Source organism: Streptomyces sp. NPDC001231 (assembly GCF_042896885.1).
Lineage (GTDB): Bacteria > Actinomycetota > Actinomycetes > Streptomycetales > Streptomycetaceae > Streptomyces.
The window spans coordinates 268,617-284,317 of sequence record NZ_JBIAXS010000004.1; the positions used below are offsets into that span (position 1 = coordinate 268,617).

Sequence of the window (15,701 nt, forward strand, 5' to 3'; positions counted from 1 at the left end):
ACGGGTGTGGCACAGGGCCGTGACACGCAGGCGCGGTGCGCGAGTGTGGCGCAGCACTCACCGCGGAGTGTGCTGTCCGGCCGGAACCGATCGTGCCGGGGGCCGCGTCTTGGGTGGCGTGCAGCGTCAAGGCTCCATCCGCGGCAGCGCCGCGTTCCACGTCCGCGTGACAGGGGGTGTCCTCCTCGTCGCCCACCTCGCGCTCGTCGCCTGGCTCACGCTGCGTCCGCTGGATGTCCCCTGGGTGACGCCGCCCAATCTGCGTCCGCTCGCCACCGTCCGGGCCGACCTGGCGCTGGACTGGCCCGAGGCGGCCCGGCGCATCGGCGAGGGCCTGGCGCTGCTCGCGCCGCTGGGCGTCCTGCTGCCGATGACGCACGGCAGCCTTCACGTCTCCCCCCTCGGGTCCCTGTTCCGCACGGTCGCCGCGGGCGCCCTGGTCTCGCTGGGCATCGCCCTGCTGCAGACCGGCGTACCGGGCCGGGTGGTGGACGTCGACACGCTCCTGCTGAACACCGCGGGCGTGGCCCTCGCCCACCTCGCGGTCGTGCCCGCGGGCCGCTCCCGTCTCCGCCGTGGGGCCGAGCGCCGGGACCGGTCGGCCCCGCGCCAGGAGGATCCGCCTCAGGGTCGCACCCCGACGATTGCCAGGGTCGGCCTCGCCCCGTGGAGCGACGCTCTGCCCCCTTCGTCTCCGTAACGTGGAAGACGGACGGGGCAGCCGACGGAGCGGCCCCGCACCGACAGCTCACGAAGGAGTCGACCATGACCGCCCTGGCCCGCCCGACCCACGGCCGCGTGATCGGCGGAGTGTGCGCTGCGCTGGCTCGGCGCTTCGGCACCTCCGCGACGACGATGCGCGTGATCTTCCTGCTGTCCTGCCTGCTGCCGGGCCCGCAGTTCCTGGTCTACATCGCGCTGTGGATCCTGTTGCCCTCGGAGGAGACGGCCGGCAGCGCGTGGTGAACGCCGCGCACGCGCAGACGGCGACACGGTGAACCGGTGAACCGGTGACACGGTGAAACGACGGCACGGCTGGGACGCACCCTGGAACCAGGAGGTGCGCCCCAGCCGTGCCGTGTCCGGAGGGGGGAGCGGTCGGCTCAGCCCAGCGGCAGCCCGTTCAACGGCAGGCCGTGGGTGGGCAGGCCCTGCACCGGCAGTCCGCCGAGCAGACCGGCGACCGGCTTGGTCGGGCCGTTCTGGAGCAGGCCCTGGGTGGCCGGCTGCGCGGCCGCGAGACCCGACTGCACCGCGGGCTTGGCCTGGTTCAGCGCCTGACCGGCCCCGGGCACCGACTTGGCGACGTTCTCCGTCGGGAGCGCCTTGCTGACGGTGCCGAGTGCCTGGCCGGCGTCCGGAACGGCCGGCGCGGCGTTCGCGGCGCCCGCGCCGGCGGCGGCGAAGGCGGCCCCGAGGGCGGCGACACCGAGGGACTTGGCGGCAGACTGCTTCATGAAAACGCGTCCTTGGGTGGAAGACAGGGAACCGAGCGGTCCACGACCGTAAACATGCCGAGCCGCCCGCCGCAAACGTCGAAATACGGGCGGAATATGCGTCCCGGATGTGTTCCCGTATCCTCCGATCAGCCTTCCGAGGTGGAGAAACCCCTGGTGGACGCCGTCTGCTGAAACAGCCATTCGGATTTCAGTGCCGCATATCCGGGCTTGATCACGTCATTGATCATCGCCAGCCGTTCATCGAAAGGAATGAATGCTGATTTCATCGCATTGACGGAGAACCACTGCATGTCGTCGAGTGTGTATCCGAATGCCTCGACCAGCTGCTCGAACTCCCGGCTCATGCTGGTGTGGGACATAAGACGGTTGTCCGTGTTGACCGTGGCCCGGAAGTGGAGCCGGCGCAGCAGCCCGATCGGATGCTCGGCGTACGAGGGCGCCGCCCCGGTCTGGAGGTTGGAACTCGGGCACAGCTCCAGCGGGATGCGCTTGTCGCGGACGTAGGAGGCCAGCCGCCCCAGTTCGACCGTGCCGTCCTCGTGCACCTGGATGTCGTCGATGATGCGCACCCCGTGGCCCAGCCGGTCCGCGCCGCACCACTGCAGCGCCTGCCAGATGGACGGCAGTCCGAAGGCCTCGCCGGCGTGGATCGTGAAGTGGTTGTTCTCCCGCTTCAGGTACTCGAAGGCGTCCAGGTGCCGGGTGGGCGGGTAACCGGCCTCCGCACCCGCGATGTCGAAGCCCACCACGCCCGAGTCCCGGTATCGGTTGGCGAGTTCGGCGATCTCCAGGGAACGGGCCGCGTGCCGCATCGCGGTCAGCAGGACGCCGACCCGGATCCGGTGACCGTTCGCCAGGGCGGTCCGCTCGCCCTCGCGGAAGCCCTCGTTGACGGCCTCGACGACTTCCTCCAGGCTCAGCCCGCCCTCCAGGTGCTGCTCGGGGGCGTAGCGCACCTCGGCGTAGACGACGCCGTCCTCGGCGAGGTCCTCGGCGCACTCGCGGGCGACCCGGACGAGGGCGTCGCGGGTCTGCAGCACGGCGACGGTGTGCGAGAACGTCTCCAAGTACCGTTCCAGGGAGCCGGAGTCGGCGGCCTCACGGAACCACAGGCCCAACTTGTCGGGGTCGGTCTCGGGGAGCAGGGAGTAGCCCGACGCGCGGGCCAGGTCGACGACGGTTCCCGGGCGGAGCCCGCCGTCGAGGTGGTCATGGAGCAGAACCTTGGGCGCCCGGCGGATCTGGTCCGAGCTCGGGGTGTTCGCCTGGCGGGCAGTCTGGCTCGTCATTTCCGCACTCTAACTCCTACGCGCGTAGATCATCGCGTGTACACATCCGTCGATATGTAACGGTGACCGCCCGGACGGGTGGCGTACACGGGTGCTTCTGACACTGTTCTGTCGTGACTCCACCCACGCGTGAACGCTCGGGCTCCCTGCGACGGTGGCGAGGCCACGTCACAGAGGACCAGCCCGGCCCTGTTGAGGACGTTCGTCGCGCCGACGCGGTCGGCGTCGGCGGTGAAGCCGCACGCCGTGCACTGGAACTTCGCTTGGGTGACGCGGTTCTCCTTCGCGACGTGCCCGCGCGCCGGGCACGTGCGGGAGGTGTTGCGGGCGTCCACTCCGATCACGAGGCGACCGGCACTTTCAGCCTTGTTCGCCAGGAGCGTCAGGAGCTGTCCCCAGCTCGCGTCCAGGATGCCGCGGTTGCGCCCGGCCTTCGCGGCGGCGCCGTTCGGCAGGAAGGCGTCGAGGAACATCGGGTTGGCGGCGTGTGCTCCGTCCGAGGTGGTCAGGAAGTGCACGGTGCCCATGTCGATGCCGACCACGCCACCGCTGGGCGGCAGGAGCTCAGCAGTCACGTCGTCGCAGGACAGGAGTGGGCGGAACTTGTACGCGCGGACCACCCCCTGCGCCTCCGCTCAAGGCGCAGGGCTTCGGCGAGGAGAACGCACGCGGCAGCGACGAGATGCCCGCCCGGTGGGCGTACTCCTCGACCTGCCGCTTCAAATCCGGGGGCACGCGAAGGTTCAGCGGCTCCGGCGGTCACCTCCAGCCACGACCAGAACCGCTTTTGACGGTGACTCATATTCGAGATCGGATGTCACGCTGCTCCGCAGCGCAATCACGGAGTCGATTCCCCAACCAGCCGAAGCCGACGGTCCGCTCGAAAGGAATCTGATGGCACACCAAGCGACGCCGGTTCGCACGGCCCGGCTGGGGAGGACGCTCGGCCCGGAGCCGGCGGCGGTGGGCGGAGCGGTGCTGCTGCTCCCGGGCGGCCAGGAGGTCTCCACCCGCAGACCCTCGCCGGTGCTGGCCGCCGCCTCGGTGCGCGCGCTGGGGCGCCGGCTGGCCCGCGCGGGGCGCGAGGAGGGCCTGGCCGTGCACGTGGTGCACTACCGCTACCGCGGCTGGAACGGCGCCGAGGCGCATCCGGCCCGCGACGCCGCCTGGGCCGTCGAGGAGGTCGTCCGGTGCTACGGGGACGTGCCGGTCTGCCTGGCCGGTCCCGACATGGGCGGCCGCGCCGCGCTGCACGCCGCCGGACACGAGACCGTCAACTCCGTGGTGGCCATCGCCCCTTGGCTGCCCGAGGACGACGTGGCGGCCTCGCCCGAACCGGTCAGGCAGCTCGCCGGGCGCCGGGTGCTGATCGTGCACGGCACGAACGACGAACGGACCGATCCCGAGCTGTCCTTCCGGTTCGCCGAGCGGGCGAAGAAGGCGAACCGGGACGTGTGCCGGTTCGAAGTCCACGCCGACGGACACGGGTTGCGCCAGTACCGGGACGAAGTCCTCGCGCTCACCACCGACTTCGTCATGGGCTCACTGTTCGGGCGGGTGTTCTCGCGGCCGGTGCAGGACGCGCTGGCGGCTCCGCCACCGCTGGGTCTGCGGATGCCGCTGGCGGCCGGGTTCGGGAAGACGCTGCGGCGGTAGGGCCGCCCGCCGTCAGGTGGGGAGCAGATTGCCGCGCTTGGCGAGCAGGAACTTCTTGAAGGCCGCCACCGGCGGGGTGTCCGGGTGGCCCGCCAGCCAGGCCACGCCGATCTCCCGTACCGCGCGCGGGGCCGTCACCGTCAGCTCGACGACTCCCGGGCGGGGGAAGGCCGGCGGGGGCAGCAGGGCGACCCCGAGGCCCGCGGCGACCAGGCCGCGCAGGGTCTCGGCCTCCTCGCCCTCGAAGGCGACGCGCGGCTTGAAGCCGGCCTCCCGGCACAGGGCGTCGGTGATGCGGCGCAGGCCGTAGCCGGGTTCCAGGGTCACGAAGGACTCCTCGGCGGCCTCGGTCAGGCGGATGCGGCGCCGGGCGGCGAGCCGGTGGTCGGCGGGGACGACCAGGCGCAGCTTCTGCTCGTCGAGACGGCGGGCGACCAGGTCGGGGGCGTCCGGCACGGGGGACGTCAGGCAGAGGTCGAGCTCGCCCGCCCGCAGCCCCTCCAGCATGGCCTCGCCGTAGTTCTGCACGAGGCTGAAGCGAACGCGGGGGTGGTCGGCTCGGAAGGCGTGGATGAGGCCGGGCACGGTCTCGGCACCCATGGTGTGCAGGAAGCCGAAGGCGACCTTGCCGGTGGCCGGGTCGGCGTCGGCGCGCACCTCCTCGGCGGCGCGCTCGATCTCGGCGAGGGCGCGTTGCACGGAGGCGAGGAAGGTACGGCCGGCGGGGGTCAGGGAGACCGTGCGGCCCCGGCGGGCGAAGAGGTCGACGCCGAGGTCCTGCTCCAGCCGGACCATGGCCCGCGAGAGCGTCGACTGCGGGACCTGCATCTCCTGCGCGGCCCGGGTGACGTGCTCGGTGCGGGCCACGCCGGCGAAGTGCGCCAGGCGGGGCGCCAGCAACGCGACGATGTCTTCTGTGTCACCGGTCTGTGACAGACGCGGCTGCGACCTCGGCTGATGCACCATGGGAACGATTATGCAGAGTCCGTGCATTGGACGGATGAGTGCCCGGCTTTCTACGGTCGCCGTATGACTCCCGCCGATACCGGGGCGCTCACCACCGTGGGCGCCGTCGCCTCAGTCCCCGACTCCGACTCCCGCATGGCCCCGGGCGGCCCCGGCTACCGCCGGATGAGCCTCGCCCTCTTCCTCGCGGGTGTCGCCACCTTCGCGCTGCTGTACTCCACACAGGCCCTGCTGCCGCTGATCTCCGGCGAGTTCCACGTGGCGGCGAGCGACGCGAGCTGGACGGTGGCCGCCGCGACGGGCGGCCTGGCGCTGTTCGTGCTCCCGGCGAGCGCGCTGTCGGAGCGTTTCGGGCGGCGTACGGTCATGACGGCCTCGCTGGCGGTCGCGGTGGTCGTCGGGCTGCTGGTGCCGTTCGCGCCGTCGCTGGGCGCGCTGGTGGTGCTGCGGGCGCTCCAGGGCGCGGCCCTCGCGGGGCTGCCGGCCTCGGCGCAGGCGTATCTGGCGGAGGAGGTCCGGCCCCGGGCCCTGGTCACGGCGATCGGCCTGTTCGTGGCCGGCAACAGCGTGGGCGGCATGAGCGGCCGGGTCATCACCGGCTGGGTCGCCCAGGAGTGGGGCTGGCGGGTGGCCGTCGGGGTGATCGGGGTGATCGCGGTGGGCTGCGCGGTGGCCTTCCGCCTGCTGCTTCCGGCACCCCGGCACTTCAGGGCGGGCTCGCTGCGCCCGCGGGTGCTGGCGCGCTCGGTCCGCGACCACCTCGCCGATCCGCTGCTGCGCCGGCTGTACGCGATCGGCGCGCTGTTCATGACCGTGTTCGGCGGGGTCTACACGGTGATCGGCTACCGCCTGACCGAGGCGCCGTTCTCCCTGCCGCAGGGCATCGTCGGCTCGATCTTCCTGGTGTACCTGGTCGGCACGGTGTCCGCGTCGACGGCGGGCCGGCTGGTGGGCCGGCTGGGCCGCAGGGGCGCCCTGTACCTGGCGGGCGCCACGACGGCGGCGGGTCTGCTGGTGTCCCTGCTGGACTCGGTCGCGCTGGTCCTGCTGGGCCTGGTCCTGATCACCGCGGGCTTCTTCGCCGGTCACGCGGTCGCCTCCTCGGCGGTCAGCCGGACGGCCACGCACGGCCGCGCCCAGGCCTCGGCGCTCTACCAGTCCGCCTACTACGTCGGCTCCAGCGCGGGCAGCACGGTGGGCGCCCTGGCCTTCCACGCGCAGGGCTGGGCGGGAACGGTCGGGGTCGGACTGCTGGCCGTCCTGGGCGTCGTGGCGATCACGGTGCTCGGCTCGCGGGCGGCCAGGGTCGCGGCGCGGCGGGAGCCGCTGCCCGCGTAGCCGCGCCGGCCCCCGCGCCGCAGCGCCGTCCGGGACGCCCACGCGCGGGCCGCGAGCCGGTGGATACCCTCCGGCCTGCTGTTTCTTCCGCTCCAAGGGCCGTTGTCAGTGGGCTGCGATAGCTTCCGAAGTGCTGGGCGTGACGACGCGCACCGGCCGGGACGGCCACAGGGCGGGTGGACGATGGGAAACGGCACGACGGCGACGGCGGAGCTCGACGAGCGGCTGGAGGAGTACCGGGTCGAGCTGACCGGTTACTGCTACCGCATGCTCGGCTCGTCCTTCGAGGCGGAGGACGCGGTCCAGGACACCCTCGTGCGTGCCTGGCGGAGCTACGACAAGTTCGAGGGGCGCTCCAGTCTGCGCTCGTGGCTCTACCGCATCGCGACGAACGTCTGCCTGGACATGCTGGCGGCGGGCAGCAAGCGGGCCCGGCCGATGGACCTGACCGAGTCCACGCCGCTGGCCCGCGCGGCGCTGTCCCCGCGCCCCGACCACACATGGCTGGAGCCGATGCCGGACGCCCGTGTGCTGCCGGCGGTCGAGGACCCGGCGGAGGCGGCCGTCACCAAGGAGTCGGTGCGGCTCGCCTTCATGGCCGCGTTGCAGCAGCTGCCGCCCAAGCAGCGGGCCGTGCTGATCCTGCGCGAGGTGCTGGCCTGGCGGGCGAGCGAGGTCGCCGAACTGCTGGGCACATCGGTCGCGTCGGTCAACAGCGCCCTCCAGCGGGCGCGCGCCACGCTCGCCGAGCGGGGCGACAAGGCGGCCGAGGCGGCGGTGTCGGACCCGTTGGACGAGGCCCAGCAACGGCTCCTGGAGCGCTATGTGAAGGCGTTCGAGGGGTACGACATGGCGGAGCTGACCGCGCTGCTGCACGAGGACGCGGTGATGACGATGCCGCCGTTCGACCTCTGGCTGACGGGCCCGTCGGACATAACGGGCTTCATGACGACGCTGGGCGCGGCCTGCGCGGGCTCCCGGCTGCTGGCGGTGCGGGCCAACGGGCTGCCGGGCTTCGCCCAGTACAAGCCGGACCCGGAGAAGGGCGGCTTCACCCCGTGGGCGGTGCAGGTCCTGGAGACGTCAGAGGGCCGGATCACCGGGTTCCACTGCTTCCTCGACACCCAGCGGTGGTTCCCGTTGTTCGGGTTGCCGCTCCATCTCGAAGGAGAGGCCGACCAGGCGGAGGAGGGCGTCTAGCGCCGGGTCGGGGTCGCGCAGCCGTATGTGGCCGCCGACCTGCCGGGCGGTGAGCTGGAGCCGCGCCAGCAGGTCGACCACGCCGAGTCCCGGCGGTCCGAGACCCCCGACGTCGCACACCACGACGTCGGCCCGGGTGTCCTCCAGCAGGGCCCGCACATCCGCACACAGCCCCGCCACCTCCTCCCGGGCGACGGGGCCGGCGAGCACGAGCACGGCAGGTGTCCTGGCATCCACGGTCTGTAGACCGTGCGGCCGGGCACAACTCATCGCGGACCGGAGGCCACAGGCCCGCCGGAGATCACATTGACCCGGTCCCCGCCCTCCCCGGAGGGTGGCCGTATGTCCCACGGATCGGCACCTCCCTGGATACCCGACGGCCTCCTGCCCGCGGAGGAGGCCGTGTGCGGGGGGTGCTGAGCGGGTTCGCGGTCATCGCGGTGGTGATCGGCGTCGGCTATGTGATCGGGCGCCGCGGCTCCCTCGGCGACCAGGGCCGCGAGGTGCTGACCAGGCTGGCCTTCCACGTGGCGTCCCCCGCCCTGTTGTTCACGACGCTCGCGCGGGCCGACCTGTCGGTGGTCTTCTCCAGCCGGCTGCTGGTGACGGCGATGAGCACGGCCGCGGCGGCCGGCGTCTTCGTGGCGTTCGGCGCGGTGCGGCGCTGGGGCGTGGGCCGCACCACGATCGGTGCGCTGTGCTCCAGCTACGTCAACTCCGGCAACCTCGGCATCCCGATCGCCGTGTACGTCCTCGGCGACGCGTCCCTGGTGGCCCCGGTCCTGCTGTTCCAGCAGATCATGGTCACGCCCATCGCGCTGACGGTGCTGGACCTCTCCGGGCCGGACGGGAAGGGCTCCCTGTGGCGGCGCCTGCTCACCCCGCTGCGCAACCCGATCGCGATGGGCTCCCTGAGCGGGGTCCTGGTCTCGGCCACCGGCCTGCGGGTGCCCGGCCCGGTCATGGACCCGATCACCCTGATCGGCAACATGTCCGTCCCGGCCGTCCTGCTGGCCTACGGCATCTCCCTGCGCGGCAGCGCGGCCCCCGGCCGCGGCCGCGACCGCCACCCGGTGCTGCTCGCGGTCGCCCTGAAGTCGGCGGGCCAGCCGTTGGCGGCCTGGGCCCTGGCGGCGGGCGTCTTCGGCCTGAGCGGGGCACCTCTGCTGGACGTCGTGGTGACCTCGGCCCTGCCCGCCGCACAGAACCTGTTCACCTACGCGAGCCGCTACCGCGTCGGCGAGTCCCTGGCCCGCGAGTCCATCCTGCTGTCGACGATCCTGTCGGTGCCGGCGCTGGTGGTGGTGGCGGCACTGCTGGGGTGAAACCCGTCAGATGCAGGGGAACATACCGGTGTCGAGAACCAGTTTGAACGGCTCGGGGAGCTTCAGTTCCTCGCCGTACTCGACTGATGCGAGTACCCGATACGTGCCCTTCCGCGGCTCGCCGTAGAGCGTCGCCGTGGGACGACCCGAGTGCCAGGGATCCAGGAGAAGGTAGAAGGGCACGCCTCCCACGGCGTAACCGTGGGCCTTCTTGATGCGGTCCTGATTGGCGTTGCTCCGGGACGTGACCTCGACAACCAGTTCCGCCTCGCCGACAGGCACCCGCGTTCCGCGGCGCAGGGCGACTCTCGGCACCACGCACAGATCAGGGACGAACAAGCTGCCCGTCTCCGGGCACGTCAGCCCGAGCGTCTGATAGACGCCCCAGTCGCAGTTGGGTGGTAGTGCGCCGTACAGGCGTTCGTGAAGCAGTTCCGCGGTGTCGTTGTGCTCTTCGGACGGCGGCGGTGACACGGTGACGATCCCCTCGATGATCTCCACCTTGCCGCCCTCGGGCCATTCCATCTCCTCCCAGAACCGGACGAGGTCGTCCCAGCCCTGCTCGGGGTCATGACTGACGGTGAGTGCCCTCATGGCCGTCTCCTATCGGTGCGTCACCGATCCCAGCATGCCGAACGGGACCGGCGGTGGTCCACCGATCCCGTTCACCCAAAAGGGGAAAGCGCAGGTCAGGCGATACGTTCCAGCACCACCGGCGAGGCGGTGAAGTCCGTGCCGGGCGCCGCGATGTCGTACGAGCCCTCGACCGACTGGAGCGCGTACTCGAAGCGCTCGGGGGTGTCGGTGTGAAGGGTCAGCAGGGGCTGGCCCTCCGTCACCCGGTCGCCGGGCTTGGCGTGCAGCTCGACGCCCGCGGCCGCCTGGACCGGGTCCTCCTTGCGGGCGCGGCCGGCGCCCAGGCGCCAGGCGGCGACGCCGATGTCGTAGGCGTCGAGGCGGGTCAGGACGCCGGAGGAGGGGGCCGTGATCACGTGCTGTTCCCGGGAGGTGGGCAGGGGGGCGTCGGGGTCGCCGCCCTGGGCCGCGATCATGCGGCGCCAGACGTCCATCGCGGAGCCGTCGGCCAGGGCCTTCGCCGGGTCGGCGTCCTTCAGGCCGGCCGCGTCCAGCATCTCGCGCGCCAGGGCCAGGGTCAGTTCGACCACGTCCGCGGGGCCGCCGCCGGCCAGGACCTCGACCGACTCGCGGACCTCCAGCGCGTTGCCCGCCGTCAGGCCGAGCGGGGTCGACATGTCGGTCAGGAGCGCGACCGTCCGCACGCCGTGGTCGGTGCCCAGGCCGACCATCGTGGAGGCCAGCTCACGGGCGTCGTCGAGCGTCTTCATGAAGGCGCCGGTGCCCACCTTCACGTCGAGGACCAGCGAGCCCGTGCCCTCGGCGATCTTCTTGGACATGATGGAGGAGGCGATCAGCGGGATCGCCTCGACCGTGCCGGTCACGTCGCGCAGGGCGTACAGCTTCTTGTCCGCAGGGGCCAGACCGTCGCCCGCCGCGCAGACCACCGCGCCGACGCCGTCCAGGACGGACAGCATCTCCTCGTTGGACAGCAGCGCCCGCCAGCCGGGGATCGACTCCAGCTTGTCCAGGGTGCCGCCGGTGTGGCCGAGGCCGCGGCCCGACAGCTGCGGGACGGCCGCGCCGCAGGCCGCGACCAGCGGGGCCAGCGGCAGCGTGATCTTGTCACCGACGCCGCCCGTCGAGTGCTTGTCGGCGGTGGGGCGGGACAGGGAGGAGAAGTCCATGCGCTCGCCGGAGGCGATCATCGCCGCGGTCCAGCGGGCGATCTCCTCACGGTTCATGCCGTTGAGGAGGATGGCCATCGCGAGCGCGGACATCTGCTCGTCGGCGACCTCCCCGCGGGTGTACGCGTCGATCACCCAGTCGATCTGCTCGCCGCTGAGCTCGCCGCGGTCCCGCTTGGTGCGGATGACGGAGATGGCGTCCATGGCCATGGGGTTCGGTTCCTTCCGGGGTGCGAAGGGGGCGGGCGGCCCGCCTGGCCCCAAGGGGTTCAGGAGGGCCGCCCGGGTGTTACTTGGTGAGGTGGTCCGGCCCGAAGGCCTGCGGCAGCATCTCGGACAGCGGCAGGATCCCCGCCGGGGTCTCCAGGATCAGGTCCGGCCCGCCGAACTCGTACAGCAGCTGGCGGCAGCGCCCGCACGGGACGAGGATCTCGCCCCTGCCGTCCACGCACGTGAAGTGCGTCAGCCGGCCGCCCCCGGTGTTCGCGAGCTGCGAGACCAGTCCGCACTCGGCGCACAGGCCGAGTCCGTAGGAGGCGTTCTCGACGTTGCAGCCGGTGACGGTCCGGCCGTCGTCGGCCAGGGCGGCGGCACCGACCGGGTAGTTCGAGTAGGGGACGTACGCACGGGTCATCGCCGCGCGCGCCTCCTGCCGCAGCGCCGCCCAGTCGACCGTCGCGTCCGAGCTCACTTGCCCTGTCCCTTCCGGTACGGCTGACCGTCCGCCTTCGGCATCCGCAGGTGCTGTGCCGACAGCGACAGCACCAGCAGGGTGACGATGTACGGCGTGGCGGTCACGACCTGCTTGGGCACCTCGTTGGTGCCGAGGTACCAGGCGAACATCAGCGCCGAGACGACGGCGGTGATGACGGCGGGCACCAGCTTCTTCCTCCACACCAGGTATGCCGCGCCGAACACCAGCAGGATCGCAAGCAGCAGGATCAGCGCGTGGACGTTGGTCGTGCCGCCGCGCAGGTTCAGGCTGTCGGTGTAGCCGAACAGGCCGGCGCCGAGGGCGAGACCGCCCGGCATCCAGTTGCCGAAGATCATCGCGGCGAGACCGATGTAGCCGCGGCCGGCGGTCTGGCCGTCGAGGTAGACGTTCGAGGCCACGATGGACAGGAACGCGCCGCCCAGGCCGGCGAAGCCGCCGGAGATGATCACGGCGATGTACTTGTACTTGTAGACGTTGACGCCGAGCGACTCGGCGGCCACCGGGTTCTCGCCGCAGGAGCGCAGGCGCAGCCCGAAGGCGGTGCGCCACAGCACCCACCAGGACAGGGGCACGAGGGCGATCGCGACGACGGTCAGCGGCGACAGGTTGGTGATCAGACCGCCGAGCAGGCCGGCGATGTCGGAGACCAGGAACCAGTGCTTGCCGTTGAGGGTGTCCAGCCAGCCGGACAGGCCCGGGATGTCGAAGGTGCCGAGCGAGTCGATCGGCGGGGACTGCTTGGACGAGCCCTGCGGGACGCCCTCGAAGGTGAACTTCGACAGGTAACGGGTGGTGCCGAGGGCCAGGATGTTGATCGCCACACCGGAGACGATGTGGTTGACGTTGAAGGTCACCGTGGCGATGGCGTGCAGGATCGCGCCGAGCGCGCCGCCGATGATGCCGAAGAGGACACCGACCCAGGGACCCCACTGGTAGCCGGCCCAGGCACCGAACCAGGTGCCGAGGATCATCATGCCCTCGAGGCCGATGTTGACGACGCCGGCGCGCTCGGCCCACAGGCCGCCGAGGCCGGCGAGGCCGATCGGGACGGCCAGACGCAGCGCGGTGGACATCTGGCCGGTCGAGGTGATGCCGTGCGCGCCGGTGACGAGGCGGACGACCGAGGTCAGTACCAGCACGCCCGCGATGATCAGCAGGAGCACCGGGAGGGAGACACGGCGGCTGCCCTTGCCGGGCTGCTTGGCCTCGGGCTTGGCGATGGTCGCGGTGGACATCAGGCCGCCACCTCCTTCTTCTGGACGTTGTTCTGGGCGGCGGCCGCGGCGAGCTCGGCGCCGACCTGCCTCTGCTGGCGGCGCAGGCCCCACTGGCGTACGGCCTCGTAGGAGATGACGACCGCGAAGACGATCAGGCCCTGCATGATGGTGGCGATCTCCTTCTCGTACGCCACCGGGATGGCGTAGTCGAGGGCGGGGGACGCCTTGTCGAGGAAGGCCCAGAGCAGGGCGGCGAGGGCGATACCGCCGGGGTTGTTGCGGCCGAGCAGGGCGATGCCGATCGCGGTGAAGCCGAGGCCGGTCGGGAAGCTCAGGCTGTAGGTGTGGGAGTCGCCGAGCAGCAGTGGAAGGCCGGACAGGCCGGCGACCGCGCCGGAGATCAACATGGCGGTGAGCACCATCCGCCTGGCGTTGACGCCGGAGGCCGCGGCAGCGGACTCGGAGGCGCCGGACGCACGCAGGTCGAAGCCGAAACGGGTGCGGTTGAGGACGAACCAGTACAGCACGCCGAGCAGGACGGCGAGGAAGACCAGGCCGTATATCTCGCCGACGTCGGAACCCAGGTTGATGCCCGGGACCCAGCCGGACTTGTGCATGACGCCGGTCGTCATGTTGTTGCCGACCTGCACGCCCCACACGCTGTTCTGGGAGAGGTAGACGATGAGGCTGCTGGCGATCGCGTTGAGCATGATGGTGGCGACCACCTCGCTCACGCCCCTGGTGACCTTCAGGACGCCCGCGATACCGGCCCAGAAGGCGCCGGTGAGCATGCCGACGAGCAGCAGCGTCGGTATCTGGAGGAAGGACGGAAGGGCCAGGTGGGCGCCGACGACGGCGGTCATCATCGCGGCGAGCCGGTACTGACCGTCGACACCGATGTTGAACAGGTTCATGCGGAAGCCGAGGGCCACGCCGAGCGCCGCGATGTAGTACAGCGACGCCTGGTTGATGATCAGCACCTGGACGTCGGAGAACGACGCCTGCTCGATCATCAAGGTGTACGGCTCGATCGGGCTCTTGCCCGAGGCGATCAGCACGACCGAGGTCAGCAGGATCGCCGCGACGAGCGCGATGACCGGGCCGGCCACCGCGAGGAGCACCCGCTCCTTGTCGAACTTCTTCATCGGGCCTCGTCCTCCGGACCGGCGGTGGTTTCGGTGTCTTCCAGGTGGCCGGACGCGGCACCCGTCATGGCCGAGCCCAGCTGCTCGGGGGTGATGGTGGCGGGGTCGGCGTCGGCGACCAGCCGGCCGTTGTAGATCACCCGCAGGGTGTCGGACAGACCGATCAGCTCGTCCAGGTCGGCGGAGATCAGCAGCACGGCCAGGCCCTCGCGGCGGGCGTCCCGGATGTGGTCCCAGATCGCGGCCTGCGCGCCGACGTCCACACCGCGGGTGGGGTGGGCGGCGATGAGGAACTTGGGGCTGTGGCTCATCTCACGGCCGACGATCAGCTTCTGCTGGTTGCCGCCGGACAGGGAGGCGGCGGTGACGTCGATGCCGGGGGTGCGGACGTCGTACTCCTCGACGATCCGGCGGGTGTCCTCCTGGGCGCCCTTGGGGTCGAGCCAGAAGCCCTTGGCGTTGGGGCGCTCGGTGACGTGGCCGAGGATGCGGTTCTCCCACAGCGGGGCCTCCAGCAGGAGCCCGTGCCGGTGGCGGTCCTCGGGGATGTAGCCGACGCCGGACTCCCGGCGCCTGCGGGTGGGCCAGGAGGTGACGTCCTCGCCGAGGAGGTCGATCGTGCCCGTGTCGGCCTGCCTGAGGCCGATGAGGCCTTCGATCAGCTCGCTCTGGCCGTTGCCCTCGACGCCCGCGAGGCCGAGGACCTCGCCGGCGTGGATGGTGAAGCTGATGTCGTCCAGGACGGCCCGGCCGCCCTCGGCCTCCAGGCGCAGCTTGTCGACGACGAGGACGGGGCGGTCGGTGACCGTGGACTCGGCGGTCTCCGGGGTGGGCAGTTCGCTGCCGACCATCATCTCGGCGAGCTGGCGCGAGGTGGTCTCGGCGGGGACGGCCGTGCCCACGGTGGTGCCGCGGCGGATGACGGTGATGTCGTCCGCGACCGACAGGACCTCGCCCAGCTTGTGGGAGATGAAGATGACGGACAGGCCCTCGGCCTTCAGCTCGCGCAGGTTGTCGAAGAGCGCGTCGACCTCCTGCGGGACGAGCACGGCGGTCGGCTCGTCGAGGATGAGGGTGCGGGCGCCGCGGTAGAGGACCTTGAGGATCTCCACGCGCTGGCGGTCGGCGACACCGAGGTTCTCGACCAGGGCGTCCGGGCGGACGCCGAGGCCGTAGCGGTCGGAGATCTCCTTGATCTTCCTGCGGGCGCCTCCGCCGATGCCGTACAGCTTCTCGCTGCCGAGGACGACGTTCTCGAGCACGGTCAGGTTGTCGGCCAGCATGAAGTGCTGGTGGACCATGCCGATGCCGCGGGCGATGGCGTCGGCGGGGCTGCCGAAGCTCACCTGCTCGCCGTCGATCGCGATGGTGCCCTCGTCCGGCTTCTGCATACCGTAGAGGATCTTCATCAGGGTGGACTTGCCGGCGCCGTTCTCGCCGACGAGGGCGTGTACGGTTCCCTTACGGACCGTCAGATGGATGTCGTGGTTGGCCACGACTCCGGGGAACCGTTTGGTGATGCCCGCGAGCTCTACCGCGATGGTCGGCTGGGCGGTGAGCGGAGGGCTGCTGGACGCGTCGATGGCGACTCTCCTTGGGGAAAGGGGCCGCTCTACGCGCGTAGCGC

17 protein-coding genes are annotated in these 15,701 nt (G+C 71.4%); 6 read left to right on the forward strand and 11 right to left on the reverse strand.

What is annotated here, in order from left to right:
* Nucleotides 1-118: 118 nt before the first annotated feature.
* Nucleotides 119-700 carry a VanZ family protein gene (locus ACFY3J_RS07500; RefSeq protein ID WP_390840495.1) on the forward strand — a complete coding sequence of 194 codons (582 nt, stop codon included), beginning with the start codon at nucleotides 119-121 and terminating at the stop codon, nucleotides 698-700.
* 65 nt (nucleotides 701-765) lie between these two features.
* The gene (locus tag ACFY3J_RS07505; protein WP_384172330.1) at nucleotides 766-966 is read left to right on the forward strand and encodes a PspC domain-containing protein; all 201 of its coding nucleotides are present in this window, start codon (nucleotides 766-768) and stop codon (nucleotides 964-966) included.
* Nucleotides 967-1,103: 137 nt separating this feature from the next.
* Here ACFY3J_RS07505 and ACFY3J_RS07510 read toward each other — a convergent pair whose 3' ends face one another.
* From ACFY3J_RS07510 to ACFY3J_RS07520, 3 genes are all read right to left on the reverse strand, one after another.
* The gene (locus tag ACFY3J_RS07510; RefSeq protein ID WP_384172333.1) at nucleotides 1,104-1,457 is read right to left on the reverse strand and encodes an ATP-binding protein; all 354 of its coding nucleotides are present in this window, start codon (nucleotides 1,455-1,457) and stop codon (nucleotides 1,104-1,106) included.
* Between the two features lie 128 nt (nucleotides 1,458-1,585).
* On the reverse strand, nucleotides 1,586-2,749 hold the full coding sequence (locus ACFY3J_RS07515; RefSeq protein WP_384172335.1) for an adenosine deaminase: 1,164 nt from the start codon (nucleotides 2,747-2,749) through the stop codon (nucleotides 1,586-1,588).
* A 29-nt stretch (nucleotides 2,750-2,778) separates the two neighbouring features.
* Nucleotides 2,779-3,324: a zinc ribbon domain-containing protein gene (locus tag ACFY3J_RS07520; RefSeq protein ID WP_384172338.1), complete on the reverse strand. Its 546-nt coding sequence runs from the start codon at nucleotides 3,322-3,324 to the stop codon at nucleotides 2,779-2,781.
* A 319-nt stretch (nucleotides 3,325-3,643) separates the two neighbouring features.
* Here ACFY3J_RS07520 and ACFY3J_RS07525 point away from each other — a divergent pair, with 319 nt between their 5' ends.
* Entirely contained in the window at nucleotides 3,644-4,405 is a 762-nt protein-coding gene (locus ACFY3J_RS07525) for an alpha/beta hydrolase (protein WP_384172341.1), read from the forward strand.
* Nucleotides 4,406-4,417: 12 nt separating this feature from the next.
* Here ACFY3J_RS07525 and ACFY3J_RS07530 read toward each other — a convergent pair whose 3' ends face one another.
* Entirely contained in the window at nucleotides 4,418-5,371 is a 954-nt protein-coding gene (locus ACFY3J_RS07530) for a LysR substrate-binding domain-containing protein (RefSeq protein WP_384172343.1), read from the reverse strand.
* A gap of 63 nt (nucleotides 5,372-5,434) precedes the next feature.
* On the opposite strand from ACFY3J_RS07530, the gene ACFY3J_RS07535 reads away from it, so the two are divergent.
* Together ACFY3J_RS07535 and ACFY3J_RS07540 are read left to right on the forward strand one after the other, a co-directional pair.
* Entirely contained in the window at nucleotides 5,435-6,709 is a 1,275-nt protein-coding gene (locus tag ACFY3J_RS07535) for an MFS transporter (RefSeq protein WP_384172346.1), read from the forward strand.
* 183 nt (nucleotides 6,710-6,892) lie between these two features.
* Nucleotides 6,893-7,909, forward strand: a complete 1,017-nt coding sequence (locus tag ACFY3J_RS07540; RefSeq protein WP_384172349.1) for a sigma-70 family RNA polymerase sigma factor — start codon at nucleotides 6,893-6,895, stop codon at nucleotides 7,907-7,909.
* On the opposite strand, the gene ACFY3J_RS07545 is transcribed toward ACFY3J_RS07540, so the two are convergent.
* Nucleotides 7,793-8,179, reverse strand: a complete 387-nt coding sequence (locus ACFY3J_RS07545) for an STAS domain-containing protein (protein ID WP_384172352.1) — start codon at nucleotides 8,177-8,179, stop codon at nucleotides 7,793-7,795. The two genes, ACFY3J_RS07540 and ACFY3J_RS07545, sit on opposite strands and share 117 nt — an antisense overlap.
* A 134-nt stretch (nucleotides 8,180-8,313) precedes the next feature.
* Here ACFY3J_RS07545 and ACFY3J_RS07550 point away from each other — a divergent pair, with 134 nt between their 5' ends.
* Nucleotides 8,314-9,234: an AEC family transporter gene (locus tag ACFY3J_RS07550; protein ID WP_384172355.1), complete on the forward strand. Its 921-nt coding sequence runs from the start codon at nucleotides 8,314-8,316 to the stop codon at nucleotides 9,232-9,234.
* A gap of 6 nt (nucleotides 9,235-9,240) precedes the next feature.
* On the opposite strand, the gene ACFY3J_RS07555 is transcribed toward ACFY3J_RS07550, so the two are convergent.
* The 6 genes from ACFY3J_RS07555 to ACFY3J_RS07580 all read right to left on the reverse strand — a co-directional run bounded on the left by ACFY3J_RS07555 (nucleotide 9,241) and on the right by ACFY3J_RS07580 (nucleotide 15,657).
* A complete protein-coding gene (locus ACFY3J_RS07555; protein WP_384172358.1) occupies nucleotides 9,241-9,828 on the reverse strand; it encodes a Uma2 family endonuclease in 588 nt (195 codons plus the stop codon).
* Nucleotides 9,829-9,923: 95 nt separating this feature from the next.
* The gene (locus ACFY3J_RS07560) at nucleotides 9,924-11,207 is read right to left on the reverse strand and encodes a thymidine phosphorylase (RefSeq protein WP_384172361.1); all 1,284 of its coding nucleotides are present in this window, start codon (nucleotides 11,205-11,207) and stop codon (nucleotides 9,924-9,926) included.
* 79 nt (nucleotides 11,208-11,286) lie between these two features.
* Nucleotides 11,287-11,688, reverse strand: coding sequence for a cytidine deaminase (locus ACFY3J_RS07565; protein WP_390840498.1), 402 nt, complete (start codon nucleotides 11,686-11,688; stop codon nucleotides 11,287-11,289).
* Nucleotides 11,685-12,947, reverse strand: coding sequence for an ABC transporter permease (locus ACFY3J_RS07570; protein ID WP_390840499.1), 1,263 nt, complete (start codon nucleotides 12,945-12,947; stop codon nucleotides 11,685-11,687). Before ACFY3J_RS07570 ends, ACFY3J_RS07565 begins: the two co-directional genes overlap by 4 nt.
* Nucleotides 12,947-14,074, reverse strand: coding sequence for an ABC transporter permease (locus ACFY3J_RS07575; RefSeq protein ID WP_390840500.1), 1,128 nt, complete (start codon nucleotides 14,072-14,074; stop codon nucleotides 12,947-12,949). The genes ACFY3J_RS07570 and ACFY3J_RS07575 overlap by 1 nt, the downstream gene beginning before the upstream one ends.
* The gene (locus ACFY3J_RS07580; protein ID WP_390840513.1) at nucleotides 14,071-15,657 is read right to left on the reverse strand and encodes an ABC transporter ATP-binding protein; all 1,587 of its coding nucleotides are present in this window, start codon (nucleotides 15,655-15,657) and stop codon (nucleotides 14,071-14,073) included. The genes ACFY3J_RS07575 and ACFY3J_RS07580 overlap by 4 nt, the downstream gene beginning before the upstream one ends.
* Nucleotides 15,658-15,701 lie beyond the last annotated feature (44 nt).